Raw genomic sequence first — 23,089 nt, 5'->3', positions numbered from 1 at the left:
CCCCGGCTGAGCCCCCATTGCTGCCACAGGTGCCCTTTCATGACCCAACCCCCGGCTTCCACCCTTGCTGACCCCCAAGCCCCAGCCCTGACCGACGCGCCGCCCTCCGCCGTGGACCAGGCGGTGGCTCAGGGCGGCGCGTACGAGGTGCTGCGCCAGCGCCTGCTGACGCTGGGCGCGCGGGTGGAGGCCGTGGCGACCGACCTGAACACCCGCCGCCTCGCCGAGTTCGGGGACAGCACCCTGGCGCTGCTGGGCCGCTTCCGGATCATGACCGAGCACAGCAGCCTGGGCCGCGACGTGGTGGAGGTCCCGGACGGGCGGGGCGGGAGTCTGCTGCTGTTCGGGTTCAACGTGTTCACCGGCCTGAAGACCCAGACCCGCGTGAGTGACGTGTTCGGGCTGTACCACCTGTCCGACCTGAACGGCCAGTACGACGTGGAACCCGTCTCGCCCGCCGGCACCTTCCTGGCGGACGCGACCTTCCAGCGCGATTTTGAGGAGCTGTACGCGTACTACAAGGACGCCCGGCTGCTTCAGCTGGCCGTGCGGGACGGGCGGCTGCTGGCGGCCTTCCAGATCGGGGCGCGCAGCAGCGACATGCGCGTGTTCCGCTGGGCGATCCGGCCGGACGGCACGCTGGCGTACCTGGATGCCCGCGGCAACGCCGACCTGAAACTGCCCGCGCCGTTCGACTTCGCCTGGACCCGCGCCGGGCGGGAACTGGAGGTCAGCGGCCGGCACCCGCACCTGAACATCCTGGACACGCTGTTCGTGGAGACCAGCGGCGGGGACCTGACCGTGAAGGTCGAGAACAACACCGAGACCGGCGAGGGCATCTACAGCGAACCCGTCGAGGACCGCACGCAGTCCCTGGACGACGCTCAGTTCGAGTTCGCGCAGGTGGGCTCCCTGATCCTGCTCAAGGTGCTGCCGTACCGCGAGACGGCCTGGCGGGGCCTGGTGTACAACACGGTCACGCGCCGCGTCACGCGCCTGGACGCCATCACGCAGGCGTGCGTGCAGCTGCCCGAGGACCACGGCATCATCTTCCCCGGCGGGTACTACCTGCAGAACGGCGAGCACAAGGCCTTCGACGCGGTGATGCAGGGCATGCACTTCGAACGGGCCCTGCGCTCCCCGAACGGCGAGGACGTGCTGTTCTCCTTCTACGAACCGGAGGAAGGCCGCTCGGCGCTCTTTGTGTACAACCTGATCGCCCGGCAGGTGCAGGCGCCACTGTTCGCGCACGGGTACGCGCTGATGCCGGACGGCCGGATGGTGCTGTTCACCGCCGAGTCCGCCGAGGCCACCCGCGTGCACCAGATGCAGGTGTGGCAGACGCCCTTCACCACCGACGAGTTTGCCGCCAGCCGCCCGCCCAGCACCACCGCGCTGGGCCGGCTGGGCAACGCCGAACTGGTGCGCGGCATCTCCAACCTGTTCAACCTGGCGCGCGAGATCGGGCACCCGGACGTGTCCGCGCCTCGCTACCAGCTGCTCACGCACAGCACGCGGCGGCTGTTCGACCTGCACCACTGGTTCACGGGCGAGGTCGCGGGCGAGCTGCCGCAGGTGCTGCACGACATCACCGCCACTGCCGAGAGCGTGCTGGACGAGTTCGAGAAGGTGCAGGCGATCCGCGCTCAGGCGCAGAAGGCCCTGGAGGACGCCCGCGCCGAACAGCGGCGCCTGCTGGGCAGCCTGCAACCCGAGGGCTGGACGCGCATCCAGGAGTACGTGGACGCCCTGGCCGGCCTGACGGCGCAGCGCGGGCGGCTGATGACCATCCGCGACCTGCGGTACATCGACACGGCCGCCATCGATGCCATGGCCACCGAGGTGCAAGGCGCGCACGCCCGCCTGGGCGCGGCCACCGGCACCTTCCTGGCCGGAGAGCAGGCCCTGACGCCCTTCACCGAGGCGCTGCGCAGCCTGGAAGCACAGTCGGACGCCGCGCAGACCACCCGCGACCTCGCCGCCGTGCTGGACGCCATGACCGACGCCGCCGGCGACCTGGACATGCTCTCCGAACTCATGACCGGCCTGAAGGTCGAGGACGCCACCGAACGTACCCGCGTGGTTGAGGCCATCAGCGGCATCTACGCCCGGCTGAACCAGGCCCGCGCCCGCACCGAGCAGAAACGCCGCACGCTCGGCGAGGGCGAGGCGGTCGCGCAGTTCGCCGCGCAGTTCAGCCTGTACGCGCAGAGCATCACGGGCGCGCTGGGCCTGAGCACCACGCCCGAGAAGGCCGACGAGCAGCTCGCCCGCCTGATGGTGCAGCTGGAGGAACTCGAAGGCCAGTTCGGGGAGCACGAGCGCTTCCTGGGCGACATCCTCGCCAAGCGCGAGGAGGTGCTGGAGGTCTTCGAGACGCACAAACAGGCCCTGCTGGACGAGCGCGGCCGCCGCGCGCAGGCCGTGCAGGACGCCGCAGGCCGCATCCTCGCGGGCCTGGGGAAACGCACCGAGCGCCTCGGCACCCCGGACGACCTGAACGCCTTTTTCGCCGGGGACCCGCTGGTCGTGAAACTCCGCGACCTCACCGCCCGGCTGCGGGACCTCGGCGACGCCGTGAAGGCCGACGACGTCGAGGCCCGCCTGAAGGCCGCCCGGGACAACGCCGTGCGCACCCTGCGCGACCGCAGCGACCTGTTCGAGGACGGCGGGCACGTCATCCGCCTGGGGCCGCGCCACCGCTTCAGCGTGAACACCCAGCCGCTGGACCTGACCCTGCTGCCCCGCGGGAACGAACTGGCCGTGCACCTGACCGGCACGGACTTCATGCAGCCGCTGAACCACCCGGTCATGAACGAGCTGCGCGATTACTGGCCGGTCACGCTGCCGTCCGAATCGCCGGACGTGAGCCGCGCCGAGTACCTCGCCGGGCAGGTGCTGTGGGCCGCGCAGGAGGGCCGCGAGGGCCTGGACCTCGCCCGCCTGTCGCGGCTGGGCAGCGCGGAATTGGAGACGGCCGTCCGGGCGTTCGCTGCGCCCCGCTACCGCGAGGGGTACGAGAAGGGCGTGCACGACCACGACGCCGCCCGCATCCTGGAGCGGCTGCTGCCGCTGCTGCGCGGCGCGGGCACCCTCGCCTTCCCGCCGGACGCCCGCGCCTGGGCGGCCCTGGTCTGGGCGCACTTGGGCGCGGAGGAACAGGCCGGCTGGCAGGCCCGGCTGACCAGTGCCCACGCCATGCAGCGCCTGTTCGGGGGGCGCGCCGCCCGGGCCGAGGCCGTGAGCGCCCTGGGCACCCGTATCGCCGCCTTCCTGGCAGACGCCGGCCTGCCGCACACCCCGGAGCAGACCGCGCAGGCCGCCGAATTCCTGGCGGAGGAACTGCGGCAGACGCCGGTGCGCCTGGGCTTCACGCAGGCCGCCGCCGACCTGAACGCCGCGCTGGACGCGAAGCTGGCCGAGGCCGGACTCACCGGCGAGGTGCAGGCCTCGCTGGACCGCCTGGACGGCGACGTTGCCGGCCGCTGGGCGCTCCTCACCCACTGGCTGGGCGCCCTGGCCGCCGCACCCGAGTTCGCGGCGCTGGCCCGCCACGTGCCGGAAGCCGCCGCCCTGCGCCTGTACGGCCCACAGGTGCAGGCCGACGTGCGCAGCGTGGCGCTCACCGCGCCGGTAGGCGGGCTGCTCTCCGAGCATCCCCGCATCGCGCAGGGCGCGCTGACCCTCAGCGTGGACGACACCCTGGCCCGCCTGACCCGCCACCGCGACACGTTCGTGCCCGCCTTCGAGCGCTACCAGGCCGCGCGGCAGGAGGTCATCGCCGCGCAGCGGGACGCCATGCGCCTCACGGAATTCCAGGCGCGGCCGCTCACCTCGTTCGTGCGCAACCGCCTGATCAACGACGTGTACCTGCCCATCATCGGCGACAACCTCGCCAAGCAGATGGGCACCGCCGGCGAGGGCAAACGCAGCGACCTGATGGGCCTGCTGATGCTGATCTCCCCGCCCGGGTACGGCAAGACCACCCTGATGGAGTACGTCGCCCACCAGCTGGGCCTGGTGTTCATGAAAATCAACGGGCCTTCCCTGGGCCACGAGGTCCGCTCGCTGGACCCGGTGCAGGCCCCGGACGCCACCAGCCGGCAGGAACTGGAGAAACTGAACCTGGCGCTGGAGATGGGCAACAACGTCATGCTGTACGTGGACGACATCCAGCACACCCACCCGGAGTTCCTGCAGAAGTTCATCTCCCTGACCGACGCCACCCGCCGCATTGAGGGCGTGTGGCAGGGCCGCACGAAAACCTACGACCTGCGCGGCAAGAAGTTCGTGGTCGTGATGGCCGGGAACCCCTACACCGAGTCCGGCGACGTGTTCCGCATTCCCGACATGCTCGCCAACCGCGCCGACGTGTACAACCTCGGCGACGTGCTGAACGGCAGGGAAGACGCCTTCCTGCTGTCGTACATCGAGAACAGCCTGACCAGCAACCCGGTTCTCGCGCCGCTCGCCGCCCGCGACCTCGCGGACCTGTACCTGCTCGCCGAACGCGCCCAGGGCCGCGACGTGTCCCTGGGCGGCCTGAAGCACACCTACAGCGACGCCGAGATCAGCGAGATCGTCGCCACGCTGCGCAAGCTGATGGAGGTGCGGGACGTGCTGTTCCGCATCAACGCCCAGTACATCGCCAGCGCCGCCCAGGCCGACGCCTACCGCCAGGAACCGCCCTTCAAGCTGCAGGGCAGCTACCGCAACATGAACAAGCTCGCGGAGAAGGTCAGCCCCGTCCTGAACGACGCCGAACTGCAGGCCCTGATCGCCGACCACTACCTGCGCGAGGCGCAGCTCCTGACCACCGGCGCCGAGGAGAACCTGCTGAAACTGGGCGAACTGCGCGGCACCCTCACCCCCGACGAGGCCGCCCGCTGGGCGCAGATCAAGGCCGACTACCGCCGCGCGAAGAAGATGGGCGGCGACGACACCGACACCGGGCAGCGCATGGTCGCGCAACTCGCCGACATCGCCAGCGGCCTCCAGGCGCTCGGGACCCCCCCGGGCCCGGCCGGGGCTCCCGGACCGGACGCCCTGAAAGCCGCGCTGGAACCCCTGCTGGCCGGCCTGACCCGCGCGCAGGAACAGACCGGGCAGCTCGCCGCGGCCCTGCCCGGCGCGCTCCAGGCCAGCCTGCAGGGGCCCCTCACCGAACTGGCGCGCACCGTGCAGCGGTCCGGCCCGGGCGAGGACCTCCCGGCCGCCCTGCACGCCACGCTGGCCCCCCTGATCGAGAGCCTCACCGCCAGCAGCGAGCGGCAGGCGCAGACGACCGACGCCATCCGAGAGCTGATGGACACCATCCGCCGCCGCCAGACCCCGGCCTCTGGGTTCGTGCGCCTGCCCGCCACGGGGGAGGGCCGCCACCCGGCCGACCCGCGCCCCGACCAGCCCTGACTTCAGAGAGCTGGCGTGGGCCGGGCACCTGAATGAGCGGTGCCCGGCCCACGCCAGAACGTGCTCAGCGGGTCAGCGTCAGCGTTTCGTTGTCGGCGGGGATCAGCAGCCGCTCCGGGGCGATGCCGGCGGCGTCGGCGGCGGCGCGCAGGTCCTGGCGGGTGGTGAAGCAGTGGTCCAGGGCACCCAGGTGCGTCGCCACGACCCGCGCGGCCGGGGCGGCGCGCAGCACGTTCAGCGTCTGCGCGGCGTCCATGATGATCGGCGTGTCCATCAGCGCGGCCCCGCCGGAATGCGTGACCACCACGTCCGGCCGCGCGTCCCGGAGGACGTCCAGCACGGGCGGGTACAGGATGGTGTCGCCCGCCCAGTACAGGATCGGTTCGTCCGGCGCGCTGAGCAGGAAGCCGGTCACCTCGCCCATCCGGTCCAGGATGGGGCCGGTGCCGTGCTGCCCGGCGGTGGGCTGCACGCTGAGGCCCAGCCAGTCGCCCGGGCCGGTCAGGGGCGTGACCTGCGTGAAGCCCTGCCCCGTGAAGAAGGTCTCGTCCCCGCTGCGGCACAGCAGCGGCAGGTCCCGCGGCAGCAGGCGGGCGGCGACCTCGTCGAAGTGGTCCGGGTGCAGGTGCGAGACGATCACGCCGTCCAGGCCCCGCACGGCGTCCTCGGCGGGCAGGGGCAGCGGCGCGGTGGGGTTTTCCTCGCGGCCGGCCAGGGACCGGAAGGTGTGCACCGGGCCCAGCATCGGGTCGATCAGGAGGGTGCGGCCGGCGTAGTGCAGGCGCAGGGTGGCGTTGCGGAGCAGGTGCAGTTGCATGGGGTGCCTCCATGGGGCGGTGACCCTCCCCGGAAACCGGGGAAGCGCGGAAGGGGTAGGGGAGGGCGGTCAGGACAGCGGGGGAGCCTGGAGGTACTCCATGTGGCCCCGCAGGCGCTCGCGCACGGCCTGCAGTCCGGCGATCTGGGCGTCGATGTCGTGCAGTTTGCGCTCGTAGAAGGCCAGGGTGTCGGGCAGGTGCGGTGGGCTGTTCAGGTCCGCGCCGCCCTGCCAGCAGGGGCCGTACTCGCGGATCTCCTCCAGCCGGAAGCCCACGCTCAGGAACAGGCGGATGAGTTGCACGCGCCGCAGGTCGTCCTCGGTGAACGCGCGGTACCCGTTGTCCGAGCGGACCGGGGAGAGGAGGTGGAGCGCGTCGTAATGCCGCAGGGCGCGCACGCTCACCCCGGACGCCTTCGCGAGTTCTCCGATCCGCATGCCCCCACCCTAAACCCTCCCGCATGTGTCAGGGTCAAGCCCCCCGCCGCGCCGGACCGGGAAGGCCAGCGCGCCGCGCGCTTTGTTAACGGTTTGTAAGTGCCAGGGGGAACATGCAGGCATGACGACCCTGACGTCCCAGGGGCCGGACCCGGCCCGCGAGGCGGGTGACCGCCGCAAGGTGCTGGTCCTGTCCACGACCGCCTTCACGCTGATGTTCGCCGTGTGGCTGATGTTTGGCATCCTGGGCATTCCGATCCGCAAGGAATTCGGCCTGACCGACGTGCAGCTCTCCTGGCTGAGCGCCGTGGCGGTCCTGAACGGCTCGTTCTGGCGCCTGCCGGCCGGCATCATCGCCGACAAGTTCGGCGGCAAGCGGGTGCTGGGCACCATGCTGCTCCTGACCGCCCTGCCGGCCTTCGCGATCTCGCAGGCGCAGAGCTACCCGCTGCTGCTGGCCCTGGCGTTCCTGGTGGGCTTCGCCGGGAACAGCTTCTCGGTAGGCATCGCCTGGAACAGCGTGTGGTTCCCCAAGAATCAGCAGGGCGCCGCGCTCGGCGTGTTCGGCGCGGGGAACGTGGGCGCCAGCGTCACCAAGTTCATCGGCCCGGCCCTGATCGCCTCCCTGCCCGCCGCGGGCCTGCTGGGCGGCCTGATGCCCGGCGGCTGGCGCGGCATTCCCTTCATCTACGGCTGCCTGCTGATCCTGATGGGTCTGGCCGTGTTCGCCCTGGCCCCCCGCACCGACCGCTTCCCCGGGCAGGGCCGCCGGCTGGCGGACATGCTCGCGCCGCTGCGGGACGTGCGCGTGTGGCGCTTCGGGCTGTACTACGTGGTGTTCTTCGGGGCGTACGTGGCCCTGGCCGCCTGGATGCCCAAGTACTACGTGGACGTGTTCGGCCTGGACCTGCACGACGCCGCGCTCCTGACCGCCCTGTTCATCTTCCCCGCCAGCCTGCTGCGGCCCCTGGGCGGGTACCTCGCCGACCGCTTCGGGGCGCGCACCGCCACCTACGGCGCGTTCATCCTGATGCTCGTGTCCCTGCTGTTCATGATGATGCCCAGCGGCCATATCGTCCTGTACCAGCCCGACGGCCTGGGCGGCGTCACCAACCACGAGGTCATGCAGTACCAGCTCGGCCTGTGGCCCTTCACGCTGTGCCTGTTCCTGGTGGGCGTCGCCATGGGCGTCGGCAAGGCCGCCGTGTACAAGCACATCCCCGAGTACTTCCCGAAGGACGTGGGCGCCGTCGGCGGCCTGGTGGGCATGCTGGGCGGCCTGGGCGGCTTTTTCCTCCCGCCGCTGTTCGCGTACACCAAGACCCTGTTCGGGTTCCCGCAGACGACCTTCCTGGTGGTGTTCGTGATCACCGCCGTGTCCCTGCTGTGGATGCACCTCGTGATTCACAACATGATGCGCCGCGCCACCCCGCACCTCCAGGGCCAGATCGACGGCGCCGCCGTGCACGGCCACTGACGCCCGGACGGAAAGGACCTAACATGACAGCCCTCATGACCGCCCCCCCGCCCCCCACCCCGCTGGACGCCCTGCCGGCCCTGCTCGCGCGCAGCGCGGCGCTGCACAGCCACCTGTGCCCCCGGCAGGTGCTGGGCGCCCGGATCGGGCTGCGCGCCGCCCGGGAACTGGACCTGAGCTTTCCCCGCACCGACAAGCGCGTGCTGGTGTTCGTGGAAACCGACGGCTGCTTCGCGGACGGCGTGTCCGTCGCGTCCGGCTGCTGGCTGGGGCGGCGCACCATGCGCCTCGTGGACCACGGCAAGGTCGCCGCGACCTTCGTGGACCTCAAGACCGGGCGGGCCGTGCGCATCATGCCCCGCACCGACCTGCGCGCGCGCGTGCGCGCCGGCCGCGGCGAGCAGAAACGCTGGGACGCCTACATGGCCGCCTACCAGACCTGGCCGGACGACGACCTCCTGACCGTGACCCCCGTGACCCTCACCGTGGACCTGAAGGCCCTGGTCAGCGTGACCGGGAAACGCGCCGTGTGCGACACCTGCGGCGAGGAGATCATCAACGAACGAGAGATAGCTCGGGGCGGCCGGACCCTGTGCCGGGACTGCGCCGGAGAGGCCTACTGGCAGCCGGCCTGACCTTCCCCTGGCCCTCCGCTCAGTTGGGCAGGGGCCGGGACCGCTGCTGCGCGGGGGCCGGCAGGCGCGGCGCCCCGCCGAACGCCCGGGCGTACCGCTCCCAGCGCAGCTGCGCGTCCTCCACCCGGCCGTGCTTGACCAGGAACGTGATCAGCGCCTCATGCGCCTCGAAGTGCTGCGGGTCGATCGCCAGAATCTGCGAGTACGACGCCAGCACGTCCTGATTCAGCCCCGCCGCCTCCTGCAGCTCGGCCGCGCGGAACAGGGACCGCACCGCCAGTTCCCGCAGGTAATCGCGTTCCAGCGCGAACGCGTCGGAGTACGGGTCGTCCTCCATGAAGTCCCCGCGGTACAGCGCCAGCGCCAGCGCGTACGTGCCCAGCGCCGCCGCGCCCGTCTGCCCGTCCGCCTGCCGGACCAGCGTCTCGAACTGCTCGGAATCCAGGCGGTACGCCACGGTCGGCGCGAAGCGGTACGCGTTGCCGTCCCGCAGGATCACCTGCGCCTCCGCCCGCCCGCCGGACGCGTCCGGGGGTTCCACCACCTGCCGAAGGGCGTTCAGGGTCACGTGCAGCCGCGCCAGCACCCGCTCGTCCACGCCCTCGCCGGGCTACAGCGCCTCGCACAGCTCGTCGGTGTGCAGCGGGCGGCCCCAGCGCGTCACCAGCAGTTTCAGCAGCTGGTACGCCTGCCGCCGCCGGAAGTCCTTCGGGGAGAGCACCTCGCCGCCGCGCCGGATCCGGAACGCGCCGAGCGTCTCGATGTCCAGCCACACCGGCGTCTCCGGGGCCGCCGCGGTGGTGGGCAACTCCAGGGCCCCCGCCGCCAGGCGCGAGATCCACAGCAGCGGCGCCACCGACTCGGCATGCAGGTCGCCCCTGGCGGAGAACTGCACGGTCGTCACGGCCTTCACCTCGCCCGCATCCCAGACGGGCAGGCACACCACGTGAGGGTTGACGGGCAGCGCCGCGCAGGGCAGCTCCGGCATGCCCGACACGCAGATCTGCCCCGCCTGCGCCGGGCAGGGCGCCTTGCCGTCACAGCCGCAGGGGCGCATCTGGTCCGGGTGGGTCTCGATCTGGTCGCCGTGCAGGGGCCGCAGCGCCGCCCGGAGGCCCGAACTGGCCTCCAGGCTGTCTTCCAGCAGCGCCAGCGCCCGGTCCCGCGGGGTGCGCGCCTGCCGCACGCGTTCCAGGGTGCGTTCGCCCAGCGAGGTCATCACCGCGTACAGGCTGGCGGCCAGCAGCGGCGAGATCAGCGCCAGGCTGCGCTTGGCGGCTTCCACCTGCCGCACATCCCGCGCCGCGAGGTTCAGCACGCCCACCACCGCGTGCGGCAGCAGCAGCGGGTAGCTCAGGAACGCGTGGTACCCCAGCGCGCGCACCCGCTCGCGCAGGTACCGCTCGTCGGATTCCAGGTTCCGGGTCTCCACGATCTGCCGCCCGGCGGCGGCCAGCCCGGGAAAGCCCTCCCCGAAGTGAAAGACGCACTTTTCCAGGAACGCCTCGGCGTCCTTGCCGGCGTACCCGCTGAGGATCAGCACCGACTGCTGCGGGTCCGCGAGGTACAGTTCCGCGCCGTCCATGCCGGTCGCGCGGCGCAGGTCCGAGAGCAGCACCCGCACCACATGGAACAGTTGCCGGGGTTCCCGGCTCAGCGTTTCCGCGGCCCAGCTCACCGTGGACAGGACGTCGGCCGGCATCCCCGGTATCCTAGCGGACCCGTCCAGGGGCAAATGGGGCATTCCTCAAGAACGGGCCGCGGGGCGCCCGTCACGCCCGGACGTTCAGGTTCAGCCGCTGCGCCACGCCCGCCACCGCCTGCAGGGCATTTGAGCACGCCCGGCCGGAGGCAGGCGGCTCCGCGCCACCGACCGTGACAGCGCAGCGGGACGGCCCCCGGAGAGGACCGCCCCGCCCTGAGCGTGCTGGGTCAGCTGGGTTTTTCCGCGCCGGGGCGGTTGTAGAACCACCAGTTCAGCGCCAGGTTGAACAGGCAGAACACCGCCAGACCGAAGAAGAAGGGTTTGACGTTCCCGGCGGCGGTCAGCGTGAAGCTGATCAGCATGCTCACGATGAACGGCCCGAACGCGGCGATGGCGGCCGTCCAGCCGATCACGCCGGCGCTCTGCGGGGGGTTGAAGATGATCGGCATCTGCCGGAAGGTGCTGGCGTTCCCGATGCCGCTGAAGAAGAAGATGCCCAGCATGGTCGCCACGAACATGGGGAACTGTTCCAGGCCGGTGGGCGTGACGTAGAAGGTGACCAGCACGGCGCACACGGCCATGCCGATGGCGCTGACGGTGGTGAGGACCGCGCCCCCGGTCTTGTCGGCGATGAGGCCGAACAGCACGCGCACGGTGGAGCCGATGAGCGGCCCCAGGAACGCGAACTTCAGGGGCAGCGGGGCGTTCTCGAAGCCGCCGTACAGGGTCTTGATCAGCAGTGGGAACGCGGCGGCCAGCCCGCTGAAGGCGCCGAAGGTCATCATGTAGATGCTGGTCATGATCCAGGTGTGCTTGTCCCCGAAGATCGCCAGCTGCTCTTTGACGTTCGCCTTGATGGGCACGCTGCGGATCAGCCACCAGCTCAGCGCGGCCGCGGCGATCAGCCACGGGATGTACACCCACGAGGCGTTCTGCAGCCAGATCTGCTGCGTTTTCCCGGCGAACACCCAGTTCTCGGACTTCGACCCCAGGAACCAGAACAGGTTCACGCCCACCACCCAGGGCGTCAGGAACTGCACCAGCGACACCCCGAAGTTCCCGATGCCGGCCTGGATGCCCAGCGCGGTGCCCTGCATCTTCTTCGGGAAGAACAGCGACGTGCTGGGCATGAACGAACTGAAGTTCCCGCCGCCCATCCCGGCCAGGAAGGCCAGGGCCAGCAGCACCCAGTAGGGCGTCTGCGGGTTCTGCACCGCCAGCCCCCACCCGACCGCCGGGATCAGCAGGCCCAGCGTGGAGACCGTCAGGGTCAGGCGCGAGCCGTAGGTGGGCACCAGGAACATGTGCCGCAGCCGCGTGAGGCCGGCCGCGAGGCCCGGCATGGCCGTCAGCCAGAACAGCTGGTCCTTGCTGAGGGCGAAGCCGATGTCGTTCAGGCGCACCACGATGGCGCTCACCATGAACCACACCGCGAACGCCAGGGTCAGCCCGAAGGTGGTGACCCACAGCGTCCGCCAGGCGCGGGTCTTGCCTTCCGCCTCCCAGAACGCCGGGTCGTTCGGCTGCCAGGCCGGCAGCCACGAGGAGGAACGGGCGGGGGACGGGTCGGTGGTCGTCATAACAACTCCTTCGCTTGTTGTGTGCCGGTCAGTCACGGCGGGGGTCTTTGGGAATCAGGCGCACCAGCACCAGGGTGAGCGCGGCCAGCAGCAGGCTGCTCAGCGCGGCGGGCCACAGCAGGCCGTGCTCGTGGCCGAGGTAGGCGTCCAGGCTGGTCATCAGGATGAACAGCTGCACCGTCCAGAAAATCAGCACGAAGCTCAGGATCAGTCCGATGATCAGGCTGCGCTGCGCGTACTGCGGGCGGGGCCGCGTGGCGCGCGGGGCGCCGGTGTTCGGCCGGGACGGCAGGGCGTGGTTGGCGGGGTCGCGCATGTCCCGGCTTTCGGGCGGGACCACACGGCCGGCGCCATGGGTGGGGTCAGGGCGCGTCAATGTCCACCACCGCCCACGGCCCACACCTCGTCGTTCGAGACTTCCAGGTTCACCACGCTCAGGCCCCGCTGGGGCGGGCCGCTGATGACGTCCCCGGTCTTCACGTTGAAGAACCCCTCGTGGCACGGGCATTCCAGGACGTTCTTCTCGTGCTCGTAGTACACCGCGCAGCCCAGGTGCGGGCACTTCTGGCTGTACGCGCTGAACGACCCGTCCTCGTGGCGGACCAGCAGGGCGTACAGGCCCTTGCGGGGGTACTCGAAGGCCTTGCTGGCGCCCACCGGGAAGTCCGCAATGCGGCCCACGCGCACGCGCGGCGACTCGCCCTTCTCCTCACCTTTCAGGCTGGCGGCCGCGGCGATCACGGTGGTGCCCAGCGCCATCCCGGCGCTGCTCAGGCCCAGGAAGCGCGTGAACTCGCGGCGGGACACGTACTCGGTGGTGTCCCAGTCCACGCTGAAGTCGTCTTCCCAGTGGCGGCGGTACTTCTTTTTCAGGGCCGCCTCGCGCTTGCATTCAGGCGCGGCGGTGCCCGCCTCGGCGGGCGTGGGGGTGTTCCGGGCGGTCACAGCGGGCCTCCTTGTGGCTTTTGATAGGGGTGCTGCGGGAGCGGGTCCAGGTGCGCGAACGGGTCCAGGTGATCGAAGGCCTGGTCGTCGAAGCGGCCGTCCATGTGGCTGATCACGTCCATGTCCAGGCCCATCTCGCCTTCAGGCAGCACGATGAACACCTTGGTGGTGATGGTCTGCATGCCGAACTGGAAGGTGTTTTTCGGGGTGCCGTGCCGGCGGGACTGGAATTCTTCCAGCGTCCCGAAGAACAGCGCCTCGCTGGGGCACACGCTGGCGCACATGGGCTTGAGGCCCACGCTGGTGCGGTCGTAGCACATGTCGCACTTGAGCATCTGGTCGATTTCCGGGTAGTAGCGCGGCACGCCGAACGGGCAGGCGTTCACGCAGTTCGCGCAGCCGATGCAGCGCGGCGACTGGCTGCTCTGCACCACGCCGTCCTCGGTGCGTTTGATCGCGTCGGCCGGGCACACGGCCGCGCAGGTGGGCAGGTCGCAGTGCATGCACACCATCGGCGCGGTCTGGGTGCTGCTGCCCCGCTCGATGTACTCCAGGTGAATCATGCTCTTGCCGCGGTGCGTGCTGCACTCGCTGCACGCCTGCATGCAGGCCTTACAGCCGATGCAGCGCACCGGGTCGATGAAAAACCGCATCTCGCTCATCGCTTCAGCTCCTGGCGGCGGGCGTCCAGGCCGTACCCGGCGGGGATGCCCTTCTCGGTCACGGCGCTCAGGGCCTTGACGCGCTGCCCCTCGGCCTGCTCCTCGGGCGTGGCGAGGCGCACGCGGCAGGCGCTGACCTTGAACTCCGGGATCTTGCTGACGGGGTCCAGGGCGCGCTGCGTGAGCAGGTTCGCGCTTTCCTTGCCGCCCCAGTGGTAGGCCATGAATACCGTGTCGGGCCGGATGGTGTTCACCACGTTCGCCTGGATGATCACCTGCCCGCGCCGGGTCTGGATGGTCACCCAGTCGTCCGTGCGGATGCCCAGCTGCTGCGCCATGCGCGGGTGCACTTCCAGTTTCGGGTGCGGGAACTGGTCCACCAGCGGCCCGATGCGCCGCGTCTGGGAGCCGCTGAGGTACTGGCTGACGACGCGGCCGGTGGTGAACCACACCGGGTACTCGTCGTCCACGACCTCGGCGCTCTCGCGCCATTTCACGGGGTTGAAGCGGGCCTTGCCGTCCGGGAAGTAGAAGACGCCGCCCTCGTACAGCCTGGGGGTGCCGGGGTGCGCGGTGTCCAGTTCGGCGGGGTTCTTGGTGGTGCGGCCCCGCTCGGTGGTCTGCGGGCAGGGCCAGAACACGCCCTGGTTCGCCACGATCTTGTCCCAGGTGATGCCGCTGTAGTCGGCGGTGCCGCCGCGGGAGGCGACACGCATCTCGTTGAAGATCTCCTCGGTGTTCCGGAACGGGAAGTACTTGCCGCGGCCCAGGCGGCCGGCGATGTCCAGCAGGATCTCCCAGTCGCGTTTCGCCTCGCCGGGCGGGGTGACGGGCGCGTTGATCTTGATTACGCGGCCCTCGCCGCTGGTGCTGGTCCCCTCGTCCTCCTCGTGCAGGCTGCCGGGCAGGACGATGTCGGCGTGCTGCGCGGTTTCCGAGAGGAAGAAGTCGATGACGGTGTAGTGCTCCAGCTTGTCCAGCGCCTCGCGGTTGAAGTTCGCGTCCGGCAGGGACACCAGCGGGTTGAAGCACAGGCTGAGCAGGCCCTTGATCTCCCCGGCGTGAATGGCGTTCAGGATCTCCTGCGCCGACAGGCCCTTGCCGGGCAGTTCCTCGTCGCTCACGCCCCACACGTCGCAGATGTACGCGCGGTGCTCGGGGTTGGTGATGTCGCGGTTGCCGGGCAGCTGGTCACACTTGTGGCCCTGTTCCCGCCCGCCCTGCCCGTTGCCCTGCCCGGTGATGGTGCTGTGCCCGCAGCCCTCGCGGCCGATCTTGCCGGTGGCGAGCGCCAGGTTCGCGCAGCTCACCACGTTGTCCACGCCCTTGGTCTGGTGTTCCAGGCCGCGCGCGTGCAGGATCATGCCGGTCTCGGCCTCGCCGTACCAGCGGGCGGCCTGCTCGATCTTCGCGGCGGGAATCCCGGTGATCTGCGCCGCCCACTCGGGCGTGGCGTCCTTCACCGCCTCGCGCACGTCGTCGAAGCCCAGGGTGTGCGCGGCGATGAACGCCTCGTCGGTCAGGCCGTCACGGATGATGACGTGCAGCATGGACATCAGCAGTGCCGAGTCGCTGCCCACCCGCAGCGGCAGGAACAGGTCGGCGGTACGGGCCATGGGCACCATGCGCGGGTCGGCGTAGATGACCTTCGCGCCGTTGTCCCGGGCACGCCAGATGTAGTCGGTGGTGATCGGGAAGCACTCGGCGATGTTCGTGCCGATGATGAAGATCACCTTCGCCTTGGTGATGTCCTCCCAGTGGTTGCTGGCCCGGTCGATGCCGTACGCCTTCTTGTTCCCGGCGCCGGCGGACACCATGCACAGCCGCCCGTTGTAGTCCAGGTTCGCGGTCTGCAGCGCCAACCTCGCGAACTTGCCCACCAGGTACGACTTCTCGTTGCTGAGGCTCACGCCCGAGAGCATCGCGAAGCTGTCCCTGCCGTACTTCGCCTGGATTTCCTGGATCTTGCTGACCGTCTCGGACAGCGCCTCGTCCCAGCTGATGCGCTGGTACCCCTGCTCGGTGCGGCGCATCGGGTACAGCAGCCGGTCCGGGTGGCTGCCCTGCAGGTACCGCTTGATGCCCTTGGGGCACAGCTTCCCGCGGTTGAAGGGGAAGTCGTAGCGGGGCTCGAAACCCACCACGGCGTTGTCCTTGACCTTCAGCTTGATGCCGCACTGCTGGCCGCAGAAGCAGCAGTGGGTGTCCACGATGTCGTCGTACTCGTCCACCGTCTTGAAGCCGTGCGGCGGGGTGTAGTGCAGCGTCGGCCCGAATTCCTCCAGGTACTGCGGGCGGGTCAGGGGCGGTTTAGCCATGGGGAATCTCCTTGACGGGAAGGGGCAGGGGGACCGGCGCGGGCCGCGACAGGCTGCCCAGCCACGCCACGAATTCGGCGTACGCGCGGCCCTTCGAGAAGGTGCGGGGGGTCGGGACCTCTTTCGGCGCAGGGCGGGGGAGGCTCGTCACATGAACTCCTTGCCGGTCGCCTGGAACTGGTTCAGGGTCATCAGCTTGCGCCGGCAGGCGGGGCACAGGTTCTGCCAGTTCTCCGCCTGGTCATGCCGGTAGTCGAAGCCCAGGTCCGGCAGGATCGCCTTGACGTCCGCACGGTGCATCTCACTCATGTACTCCGCGTCGCAGCGCGCGCACTTGGCCTGCGGGCCATTGGCGCCGGCCGCCTTGTAGAACCACACGCCCACGTTGGCGATGCGCTGGAAGATGTGGAAGAACTTCCCGAACGGCAGGTACAGCAGCCACAGCATCACGGTCACGGCGTGCGTGGTGGTGATCCAGTAGTAGAACTTGCCCTCCATGAACATGTTGGAGACGGTCAGCATCATGCCGGTCACGCACACCGCGAACAGCAGCACCAGCGGCAGGATGTCGTTATCAAAGCGCTGCGTGGTGATGTCCGCCTCGTCCTTGATGCGGCGGCCCAGCACCAGGCTGATCCCGGCCAGGCACAGCACCGCGGCGATGTTCAGGCCGTGCATGATCAGCCAGCCCAGCACGCTGCGGGCGGGGAACGTGAAGAACTCCAGCCGCTGGCCGAACAGCACGATCAGGTAATCGCTGGGGTTGGTGAAATCACTCTCGAAGCGCAGCCACCCGAAGGTGAGCGGGAAGGTGATGGCGATGGCGATCACGCAGCCCCAGAAGATCAGCTGGTGCGCCAGCCAGCGGTTTTTCGAGCGGCGCCGGATGAAGCGCTGCTCGATCAGTTTCTCCCAGCCCATCCGGAAGAACAGCAGCGTGTTGTGCACGCGCTGCCCCGGCTGCCAGAACAGCTCCCAGCCGCGCTTCCAGTACGTGCGGGTGGCGGGGCGCTGCAGCCACACCACGTAGCGGTACACCACGCCGAACAGCGCGAAGATGGTCGCGAAGCAGTACCCGGCGAGCGCCCCGTCGAAGCCGTGGAAACGCTGCGACCCGAAGTACACCGCCAGGGTCAGCAGAAACGAGAACAGCAGGCCGTACAGCAGGCCCCGGCGGTCCAGGGTCACGTCCATCAGCGGGACGTTCACGGGCGGCGCGTCCCGGCGGGCCGGCAGGGGCGCGGCGCTGGGCAGCAGGGTGTCAGGCTTCAGCATGGGGTTCCCTCCGGGGGGCGCCGGACGTCCAGTGGTCCAGCACGTCCAGCAGTTCGTTCAGGTCGCTCAGGTGGCGTTCCGAGCCGTCCCGGACGCTTTTCAGGCGGCCCTGCCAGTGGCCCGCCCGGGAACGCCAGACCGACATCACGAACTCGGGGCGGGTGCTGGTGCCGCGCCCGGGCGGTTCAGGGGGTTGCGTCATGGGCGCACGATGCCGGGCGGCACTTACAAGCGGCTAACACGCTCCGTGTTCGCCCGCCTGGACGGCGCGCTTGACCCTGCCCCCGCGCGGTGGGACACTGTTTGCACGTCAACAGGGGTGCCCGGCCGCAGATGCGGCGGGCTGAGAGGGCCGCGGCCTAACCCTAGAACCTGATCTGGTTTGCACCAGCGGAGGAAGATTGACGCGAGCGGACCTTCCTGCATGCCTGCGGGCCGCCCTCCTCCGGAACGACTTTCAGGAGGAGGGCTCTTGATTCGATGACCAATCCACGCGAGTGACGCCCCCTGCGGGCCACGCGCCTGACCTCTTTTCCTGTTGACCAGCCCCGTCTGTTTCCTGGCGTGCCGTGTTCCTTCCGGCGCGTGTCCCCGCCTGTTGCCCTGTGGAGGCCCCATGCCCCTGACATCCGACCCTGCGCCCACCCCGGCCCTGTCCACCACCCCCTTTCCCGGCAGCGAGAAACGCTTCCTGACCGGCACCCTGCACCCGGGCGTGCGCGTGCCCGTGCGCGCCATCCGCCAGTCGCCCACCGTGGAGGCCTTCAGCGGCGTGAGCCGCAGCACCCCGAACCCCGACCTGCTCGTGCCGGACACCAGCGGCCCCTACACCGACCCGGCCGTGGGCATCGACCTGCGCCGCGGCCTGCCGGTCGCCCGGCCCTGGCTGGCGCACGACGCCCGGCTGGAAGTCACGCCCCGCTTCGCCGCGCCCGCCGACCTGGACGGCCCGCTGCCCTTCCCGGCCGTGCCCGCCCCCCGCCGCACCAAAGCCGGTCAGGCCGGCACGCAGATGCAGCGCGCCCGTGCCGGCGAGATCACGCCCGAGATGGAATTCGTGGCCCTGCGCGAGAACCTGCGCCAGCACGCCGCCTTCGACCTGACGCAGCAGCACCCTGGCGAGGCCTTCGGTGCGAGCATCCCCCGCGAGATCACCCCGGAGTTCGTGCGCGCCGAGGTCGCCCGCGGCCGCGCGGTGATTCCCGCGAACGTCAACCACCCGGAACTCGAACCCACCATCCTGGGCCGGAACTTCCGCGTGAAGGTCAACGCGAACCTCGGCACCAGCATCGTGACCAGCAGCATCGAGGAGGAGGTGGAGAAGATGGTCTGGGCCGCCCGCTGGGGCGCGGACACCGTCATGGACCTCTCCACGGGCCGCTTCATCCACCAGACCCGCGAGTGGATCCTGCGCAACAGCCCCGTGCCCATCGGCACCGTGCCCATCTACCAGGCGCTGGAGAAGGTCGGCGGGAAGCCTGAGGAACTCACCTGGGCGCTGTACCGCGACACCCTGATCGAGCAGGCCGAGCAGGGCGTGGACTACTTCACCATCCACGCCGGCGTGCGCCTCGCGCACGTGCCCCTCACCGCGCGGCGCCGCACCGGCATCGTGTCCCGGGGCGGCAGCATCCTGGCGAAATGGTGCCTGGCGCACCACCAGGAGAACTTCCTGTACACGCACTTCCCGGAGATCTGCGAGATCATGGCTGCGTACGACATCACCTTCAGCCTCGGGGACGGCCTGCGCCCCGGCAGCATCGAGGACGCCAACGACGCCGCGCAGTTCGCGGAACTGGACACCCTGGGCGAACTCACCCGCGTCGCCTGGGACTGCGGCGTGCAGACCATGATCGAGGGCCCCGGGCACGTGCCCATGCAGCTCATCCGCGAGAACATGACCCGGCAGCTCGACGTGTGCCAGGAAGCGCCCTTCTACACCCTGGGGCCGCTCACCACCGACATTGCCCCCGGGTACGACCACATCACGTCCGCCATCGGCGCGGCGCAGATCGCGTGGTACGGCACCGCCATGCTCTGCTACGTCACGCCCAAGGAACACCTGGGCCTGCCCGACAGGAATGATGTCCGCGAGGGCCTCATGGCCTACAGGATCGCCGCGCACGCCGCCGACCTCGCCAAGGGCCACCCCGGCGCGCAGGCCCGCGACAACGCCCTGAGCAAGGCCCGCTTCGAGTTCCGCTGGCAGGACCAGTTCAACCTCTCCCTGGACCCGGAGCGCGCCCGCGCCCTGCACGACGAGACCCTGCCCGCCGAGGCCGCCAAGACCGCGCATTTCTGCAGCATGTGCGGCCCGCACTTCTGCAGCATGAAACTCAGCCACGACCTGCGCGCCGAGGACGTGCTCGCCGGCCTGGAAGCGAAAGCCCACGAGTTCCGCGAACGCGGCAGTGCGCTCTACACCGAGTCGGGAAGCGGCAATGACTGAGCGGCCCCTCGGAGCGCTGTACCTCGTCGCCACGCCCCGCCCGGACCAGCCCGAACCCGACTTTCTCGCGCGGGTCCAGGCGGCGCTGGACGGCGGGGTGGATACCCTGCAACTGCGCTGCAAGGCCGCCGACCCCCGCTACGGCGAGGCCGGCCCCTACATCGCCCTGGGGGAGAAGGTGCGCGCCCTGGCCCACGCCCGGAACGTGCCCTTCTTCATCAACGACCGCGTGGACGTGGCCGTGGCCGCCGGCGCGGACGGCGTGCACCTCGGCCAGGGGGACCTCCCGGTCCGCTGGGCCCGCCAGCTCGCCCCACAGCTGCGTATCGGGCGCAGCACCCACCGCCCCCATGACGCCGACGCCGCCCTGCGCGAAGCGCCCGCCTACTTCGCCACCGGCCCGGTGCACCCCACGCCCACCAAACCCGGCCGCGCGGCCGCCGGACTGGAGTACGTCCGGCACGTCGCCCGCCTGAACCCCCCGCTGCCCTGGTACGCCATCGGCGGCATCGAGAGGGACACCATCGAGGCCGTGCTGGAGGCCGGCGCCACCCGCGTGGCCGTGGTGCGCGCCATCCTGGACGCCCCCGACCCGGCCCGGGCCGCTGCGGCCCTGCGCGCGAAGCTGCCCCGGGCCGCAGCGGCCGGCATCGCCACGCTGCACGTGAACGGCGAGCCGCACCCCCACACCCCCGGCCTGACCCTGCACGCCCTGCTGCGCGAGCTGAACGTGCCCCGCGACCGGGTCGCCATCGCCGTCGGCGACCACTTCCACCCGGGCGGACAGGCGCCCGACCATCCCCTGCACCCCGGCGATCACGTGGAAATCGTGCGCGTGATCGGGGGCGGCTGAAAGGAGCGCCCATGACCACCCCGCCTGATCTCCTGCGCCTCGGTGACCGCCACTTCACCTCCCGCCTCTTTCTCGGCACCGGAAAGTACCGGGACTTCACCGTGATGCGCGAGGCCCTGATCGCGTCCGGCACCGAACTCGTGACCGTCGCCATCCGCCGCGTGGAACTCCGGTCCCCCGGCCACGACGGCCTGCTGGACGCCCTGGACCTGGACCGCTACGCCCTGCTGCCGAACACCGCCGGCTGCCGCACCGCGCAGGAAGCCGTGCGCGTGGCGAAACTCGCGCGCGCCGCGACCGGCGTGACCTGGGTGAAACTGGAGGTCATCCCCGACGCGAAGTACCTCCTGCCGGACCCGGTGGGCACCCTGCATGCCGCGCAGCAGCTCGTGGACGACGGCTTCACCGTGCTGCCCTACGTGCAGCCGGACGGCGTGCTCGCCCGCGCCCTGGAAGCCGCCGGGTGCGCGGCCGTGATGCCGCTCGCCAGCCCCATCGGGTCCGGGCGGGGCGTGCGCACCGCCGAACTGATCCGCACGGTGCTGGACGGCGCGGCCGTGCCGGTCGTGGTGGACGCCGGCCTGGGCGTGCCCAGCGACGCCGCGCAGGCCCTGGAACTCGGCGCGGACGCCGTGCTGCTGAACACCGCCATCGCCGAAGCCCGCGACCCGGTCGCCATGGCCCGCGCCTTCGCGCTGGGTGTGCAGGCGGGCCGGCTCGCCTGGCAGGCCGGGCGGATGGCCGAACGGGACGCCGCCAACCCCAGCAGCCCCCCGGTGGGCGCGGTGCGCCTCCCGGACGCGGAACTCCCCGCATGACGCCGCGCCACGCGGACGTGCTCGTGGTGGGCGGCGGCCTGATCGGTGCGACCACCGCCTTCGCCCTCCGGCAGGCCGGGCGCGCCGTCACCGTGCTGGACGCCGACCTGCCCGGCGCGGCGTGGCGGGCCGCGGCGGGCCTGCTCAGCCCAGCCGCCGAGGGGCTCACGCCGGACACGCCCCTGGGCGCCCTGGCCGCCGAGAGCCTGCGCCTGTGGCCGGCCTTCGCGCGGCAGCTGGAAACCGCCAGCGGCATGCACGTCCACTACCGCGAGGGCGTCCTGACCCGCCAGCCGGACGGCACCTGGACCCGCATGCCCGGTGAGGCGCAGGTGCACCCACCCAGCGTGGTCCGCGCCGCCCTGCACGGCCTGCCGGTGCACCCGGGCCGGGTGCTGACCGTGCACTCTCAGCCGGAAGGCGTTCAGCTCACCACGGACCAGGGCCCCTGGCAGGCGCGGACCGTGATCCTGGCCGCCGGCGCCTGGAGCGCCACCTTCGGCCTGGCCGTCACGCCCGTGCAGGGGCAGGCGCTGCTGTTCACACCCCCAGATGCGGCCGCGGCGCCCGCCCGGGCCGCCGGGCGGCGCCGGGGGCAGGGCGCCCGGACCTACACCCTGACCCGCCCGGACGGCGTGTACGTCGGTGCCACCGTCCGCCGGAACAATCACGGGATCCCCGACCCACGTGCCTGCCGCTGGCTTCAGGCCGCTGCCGTTCGCCTTGACCCTCGCCTGCGGAACCAGCCGGTTCAGGTCACCCTGGTCGGCCTGCGCCCCATCACCCCGGACGGCCACCCCATCGTCGGGCCGCACCCCAGCCAGCCGGGCGTGCTGGTCGCCACCGGGCACGGACGGCACGGGGCGCTGCTGGCCCCCTGGACCGCCCGGCGCCTCCTTGACCTCCTGCCCGCCCCAGCTCTCCCGGTCCCCGCGGGGGCCACATGACCGCTCCTCCCGTCGTGCTCACCATCGCCGGGTCCGACTCCGGCGGTGGCGCCGGCATCCAGGCCGACCTGAAGGTCTTCGAGGCGCACGGCGTGTTCGGTACTTCCGCCGTTACCCTCGTCACCGCGCAGAACACTTTAGGGGTGCAGGCCGTCCACCCGCTCCCCCCAGATCTCGTTCGCGCCCAGATTCGCGCAGTCCTGACCGACTTCCCGGTGCAGGCCGTCAAGACCGGCGCGCTCGGCACGCCCGCCATCGTGGCCGCTGTCGCCGCTGAACTGCGCGACTGGACCGGGCCCCTGGTCGTCGACCCGGTCCTCTTCGCCAAGAGCGGGGCCGCCCTGCTGGACGACCTCGCCCTGTTCACCCTGACCCGCGAGCTGCTGCCGCTGGCGACCCTGGTCACCCCCAACCTGCCCGAATGGGCCGCCCTGCGGCAGGCCGGCGCCCCCGACACCCTCCCGCTGCTCCTCAAGGGCGGTCACGCGGCAGGGGAGACGGTCACCGACGAACTCCGCACCCCGGACCATACGCTGACCCTCCGTGCGCCGCGCCTGCACACCCGGCACACGCACGGCACCGGCTGCACACTCTCGGCGGCCATCACCGCGAATCTTGCCCACGGCCAGCCGCTGCCGCAGGCGGTGCGGCAGGCGCACGCCTACCTGCAACGCGCCCTGCGCGCCGCACCGGGCCTCGGGGGTGGGCACGGGCCCCTCGGATTCACTCACGCCCCTGTGACCACCTGAGCGCGATATGGA

Annotated in this window: 20 protein-coding genes and 1 riboswitch; of the genes, 8 read left to right on the top strand and 12 right to left on the bottom strand. The window is 70.9% G+C overall.

What is annotated here, in order from left to right; genetic code table 11:
• The first annotated feature begins 39 nt into the window (after positions 1-39).
• A complete protein-coding gene (locus tag DFI_RS12405; protein WP_081425942.1) occupies positions 40-5,409 on the top strand; it encodes a DNA repair ATPase in 5,370 nt (1,789 codons plus the stop codon).
• Positions 5,410-5,473: 64 nt separating this feature from the next.
• On the opposite strand, the gene DFI_RS12400 is transcribed toward DFI_RS12405, so the two are convergent.
• Entirely contained in the window at positions 5,474-6,226 is a 753-nt protein-coding gene (locus DFI_RS12400; protein ID WP_027463786.1) for an MBL fold metallo-hydrolase, read from the bottom strand.
• Between the two features lie 69 nt (positions 6,227-6,295).
• Entirely contained in the window at positions 6,296-6,664 is a 369-nt protein-coding gene (locus DFI_RS12395) for a MerR family transcriptional regulator (RefSeq protein WP_027463785.1), read from the bottom strand.
• A gap of 121 nt (positions 6,665-6,785) precedes the next feature.
• Here DFI_RS12395 and DFI_RS12390 point away from each other — a divergent pair, with 121 nt between their 5' ends.
• The gene (locus DFI_RS12390) at positions 6,786-8,141 is read left to right on the top strand and encodes an MFS transporter (RefSeq protein WP_051308130.1); all 1,356 of its coding nucleotides are present in this window, start codon (positions 6,786-6,788) and stop codon (positions 8,139-8,141) included.
• A 35-nt stretch (positions 8,142-8,176) separates the two neighbouring features.
• Positions 8,177-8,776: an FmdE family protein gene (locus DFI_RS12385; protein WP_043779076.1), complete on the top strand. Its 600-nt coding sequence runs from the start codon at positions 8,177-8,179 to the stop codon at positions 8,774-8,776.
• Between the two features lie 19 nt (positions 8,777-8,795).
• Here DFI_RS12385 and DFI_RS12380 read toward each other — a convergent pair whose 3' ends face one another.
• From DFI_RS12380 to DFI_RS12340, 10 genes are all read right to left on the bottom strand, one after another.
• A complete protein-coding gene (locus tag DFI_RS12380; RefSeq protein ID WP_051308127.1) occupies positions 8,796-9,374 on the bottom strand; it encodes an AfsR/SARP family transcriptional regulator in 579 nt (192 codons plus the stop codon).
• Positions 9,375-9,386: 12 nt separating this feature from the next.
• Positions 9,387-10,478: a GAF domain-containing protein gene (locus DFI_RS12375; protein WP_051308125.1), complete on the bottom strand. Its 1,092-nt coding sequence runs from the start codon at positions 10,476-10,478 to the stop codon at positions 9,387-9,389.
• A 230-nt stretch (positions 10,479-10,708) separates the two neighbouring features.
• A complete protein-coding gene (locus tag DFI_RS12370; RefSeq protein ID WP_043779074.1) occupies positions 10,709-12,061 on the bottom strand; it encodes an MFS transporter in 1,353 nt (450 codons plus the stop codon).
• A 28-nt stretch (positions 12,062-12,089) separates the two neighbouring features.
• Positions 12,090-12,377 carry a DUF6755 family protein gene (locus DFI_RS12365; RefSeq protein WP_155864581.1) on the bottom strand — a complete coding sequence of 96 codons (288 nt, stop codon included), beginning with the start codon at positions 12,375-12,377 and terminating at the stop codon, positions 12,090-12,092.
• 56 nt (positions 12,378-12,433) lie between these two features.
• Positions 12,434-13,006: a QcrA and Rieske domain-containing protein gene (locus DFI_RS12360; protein WP_051308123.1), complete on the bottom strand. Its 573-nt coding sequence runs from the start codon at positions 13,004-13,006 to the stop codon at positions 12,434-12,436.
• A complete protein-coding gene (locus DFI_RS12355) occupies positions 13,003-13,668 on the bottom strand; it encodes a 4Fe-4S dicluster domain-containing protein (RefSeq protein ID WP_022801011.1) in 666 nt (221 codons plus the stop codon). The genes DFI_RS12360 and DFI_RS12355 overlap by 4 nt, the downstream gene beginning before the upstream one ends.
• Entirely contained in the window at positions 13,665-15,986 is a 2,322-nt protein-coding gene (locus DFI_RS12350) for a molybdopterin oxidoreductase family protein (RefSeq protein WP_081425940.1), read from the bottom strand. The genes DFI_RS12355 and DFI_RS12350 overlap by 4 nt, the downstream gene beginning before the upstream one ends.
• Positions 15,979-16,137, bottom strand: a complete 159-nt coding sequence (locus tag DFI_RS20240; RefSeq protein WP_155864580.1) for a hypothetical protein — start codon at positions 16,135-16,137, stop codon at positions 15,979-15,981. Before DFI_RS20240 ends, DFI_RS12350 begins: the two co-directional genes overlap by 8 nt.
• Positions 16,134-17,261 carry an MFS transporter gene (locus DFI_RS12345; protein ID WP_022801014.1) on the bottom strand — a complete coding sequence of 376 codons (1,128 nt, stop codon included), beginning with the start codon at positions 17,259-17,261 and terminating at the stop codon, positions 16,134-16,136. Before DFI_RS12345 ends, DFI_RS20240 begins: the two co-directional genes overlap by 4 nt.
• Positions 17,248-17,463, bottom strand: coding sequence for a hypothetical protein (locus DFI_RS12340; protein ID WP_022801015.1), 216 nt, complete (start codon positions 17,461-17,463; stop codon positions 17,248-17,250). Before DFI_RS12340 ends, DFI_RS12345 begins: the two co-directional genes overlap by 14 nt.
• A 103-nt stretch (positions 17,464-17,566) precedes the next feature.
• A riboswitch (TPP riboswitch) is annotated at positions 17,567-17,678 on the top strand.
• A gap of 199 nt (positions 17,679-17,877) precedes the next feature.
• Here DFI_RS12340 and thiC point away from each other — a divergent pair.
• Genes thiC through DFI_RS12315 form a run of 5 tightly spaced genes read left to right on the top strand, consistent with a single transcriptional unit; the run spans position 17,878 to position 23,077 of the window.
• Positions 17,878-19,710, top strand: a complete 1,833-nt coding sequence (gene thiC / locus DFI_RS12335) for a phosphomethylpyrimidine synthase ThiC (RefSeq protein WP_051308121.1) — start codon at positions 17,878-17,880, stop codon at positions 19,708-19,710.
• Positions 19,703-20,563, top strand: coding sequence for a thiamine phosphate synthase (thiE, locus tag DFI_RS12330; protein WP_081425939.1), 861 nt, complete (start codon positions 19,703-19,705; stop codon positions 20,561-20,563). Before thiC ends, thiE begins: the two co-directional genes overlap by 8 nt.
• A gap of 11 nt (positions 20,564-20,574) precedes the next feature.
• On the top strand, positions 20,575-21,381 hold the full coding sequence (locus DFI_RS12325) for a thiazole synthase (RefSeq protein ID WP_027463779.1): 807 nt from the start codon (positions 20,575-20,577) through the stop codon (positions 21,379-21,381).
• On the top strand, positions 21,378-22,328 hold the full coding sequence (locus tag DFI_RS12320; protein ID WP_027463778.1) for an NAD(P)/FAD-dependent oxidoreductase: 951 nt from the start codon (positions 21,378-21,380) through the stop codon (positions 22,326-22,328). Before DFI_RS12325 ends, DFI_RS12320 begins: the two co-directional genes overlap by 4 nt.
• Positions 22,325-23,077: a hydroxymethylpyrimidine/phosphomethylpyrimidine kinase family protein gene (locus DFI_RS12315; protein WP_027463777.1), complete on the top strand. Its 753-nt coding sequence runs from the start codon at positions 22,325-22,327 to the stop codon at positions 23,075-23,077. Before DFI_RS12320 ends, DFI_RS12315 begins: the two co-directional genes overlap by 4 nt.
• The last annotated feature ends 12 nt before the right edge of the window (positions 23,078-23,089 follow it).

The organism is Deinococcus ficus (genome assembly GCF_003444775.1).
Lineage (GTDB): Bacteria > Deinococcota > Deinococci > Deinococcales > Deinococcaceae > Deinococcus > Deinococcus ficus.
The sequence above is the reverse complement of the archived record's forward strand: the minus strand, read 5'-3'. Positions and strand labels throughout refer to the sequence as shown.

What these genes read in the sequence shown, in the direction of transcription:
- DFI_RS12405 (WP_081425942.1), top strand. Translation starts at nt 40, where the DNA reads ATGACCCAACCCCCGGCTTCCACCCTTGCTGACCCCCAAGCCCCAGCC.
- DFI_RS12400 (WP_027463786.1), bottom strand. Translation starts at nt 6,226, where the DNA reads ATGCAACTGCACCTGCTCCGCAACGCCACCCTGCGCCTGCACTACGCC.
- DFI_RS12395 (WP_027463785.1), bottom strand. Translation starts at nt 6,664, where the DNA reads ATGCGGATCGGAGAACTCGCGAAGGCGTCCGGGGTGAGCGTGCGCGCC.
- DFI_RS12390 (WP_051308130.1), top strand. Translation starts at nt 6,786, where the DNA reads ATGACGACCCTGACGTCCCAGGGGCCGGACCCGGCCCGCGAGGCGGGT.
- DFI_RS12385 (WP_043779076.1), top strand. Translation starts at nt 8,177, where the DNA reads ATGACCGCCCCCCCGCCCCCCACCCCGCTGGACGCCCTGCCGGCCCTG.
- DFI_RS12375 (WP_051308125.1), bottom strand. Translation starts at nt 10,478, where the DNA reads ATGCCGGCCGACGTCCTGTCCACGGTGAGCTGGGCCGCGGAAACGCTG.
- DFI_RS12370 (WP_043779074.1), bottom strand. Translation starts at nt 12,061, where the DNA reads ATGACGACCACCGACCCGTCCCCCGCCCGTTCCTCCTCGTGGCTGCCG.
- DFI_RS12365 (WP_155864581.1), bottom strand. Translation starts at nt 12,377, where the DNA reads ATGCGCGACCCCGCCAACCACGCCCTGCCGTCCCGGCCGAACACCGGC.
- DFI_RS12355 (WP_022801011.1), bottom strand. Translation starts at nt 13,668, where the DNA reads ATGAGCGAGATGCGGTTTTTCATCGACCCGGTGCGCTGCATCGGCTGT.
- DFI_RS12350 (WP_081425940.1), bottom strand. Translation starts at nt 15,986, where the DNA reads ATGGCTAAACCGCCCCTGACCCGCCCGCAGTACCTGGAGGAATTCGGG.
- DFI_RS12345 (WP_022801014.1), bottom strand. Translation starts at nt 17,261, where the DNA reads ATGCTGAAGCCTGACACCCTGCTGCCCAGCGCCGCGCCCCTGCCGGCC.
- DFI_RS12340 (WP_022801015.1), bottom strand. Translation starts at nt 17,463, where the DNA reads ATGACGCAACCCCCTGAACCGCCCGGGCGCGGCACCAGCACCCGCCCC.
- thiC (WP_051308121.1), top strand. Translation starts at nt 17,878, where the DNA reads ATGCCCCTGACATCCGACCCTGCGCCCACCCCGGCCCTGTCCACCACC.
- thiE (WP_081425939.1), top strand. Translation starts at nt 19,703, where the DNA reads ATGACTGAGCGGCCCCTCGGAGCGCTGTACCTCGTCGCCACGCCCCGC.
- DFI_RS12325 (WP_027463779.1), top strand. Translation starts at nt 20,575, where the DNA reads ATGACCACCCCGCCTGATCTCCTGCGCCTCGGTGACCGCCACTTCACC.
- DFI_RS12320 (WP_027463778.1), top strand. Translation starts at nt 21,378, where the DNA reads ATGACGCCGCGCCACGCGGACGTGCTCGTGGTGGGCGGCGGCCTGATC.
- DFI_RS12315 (WP_027463777.1), top strand. Translation starts at nt 22,325, where the DNA reads ATGACCGCTCCTCCCGTCGTGCTCACCATCGCCGGGTCCGACTCCGGC.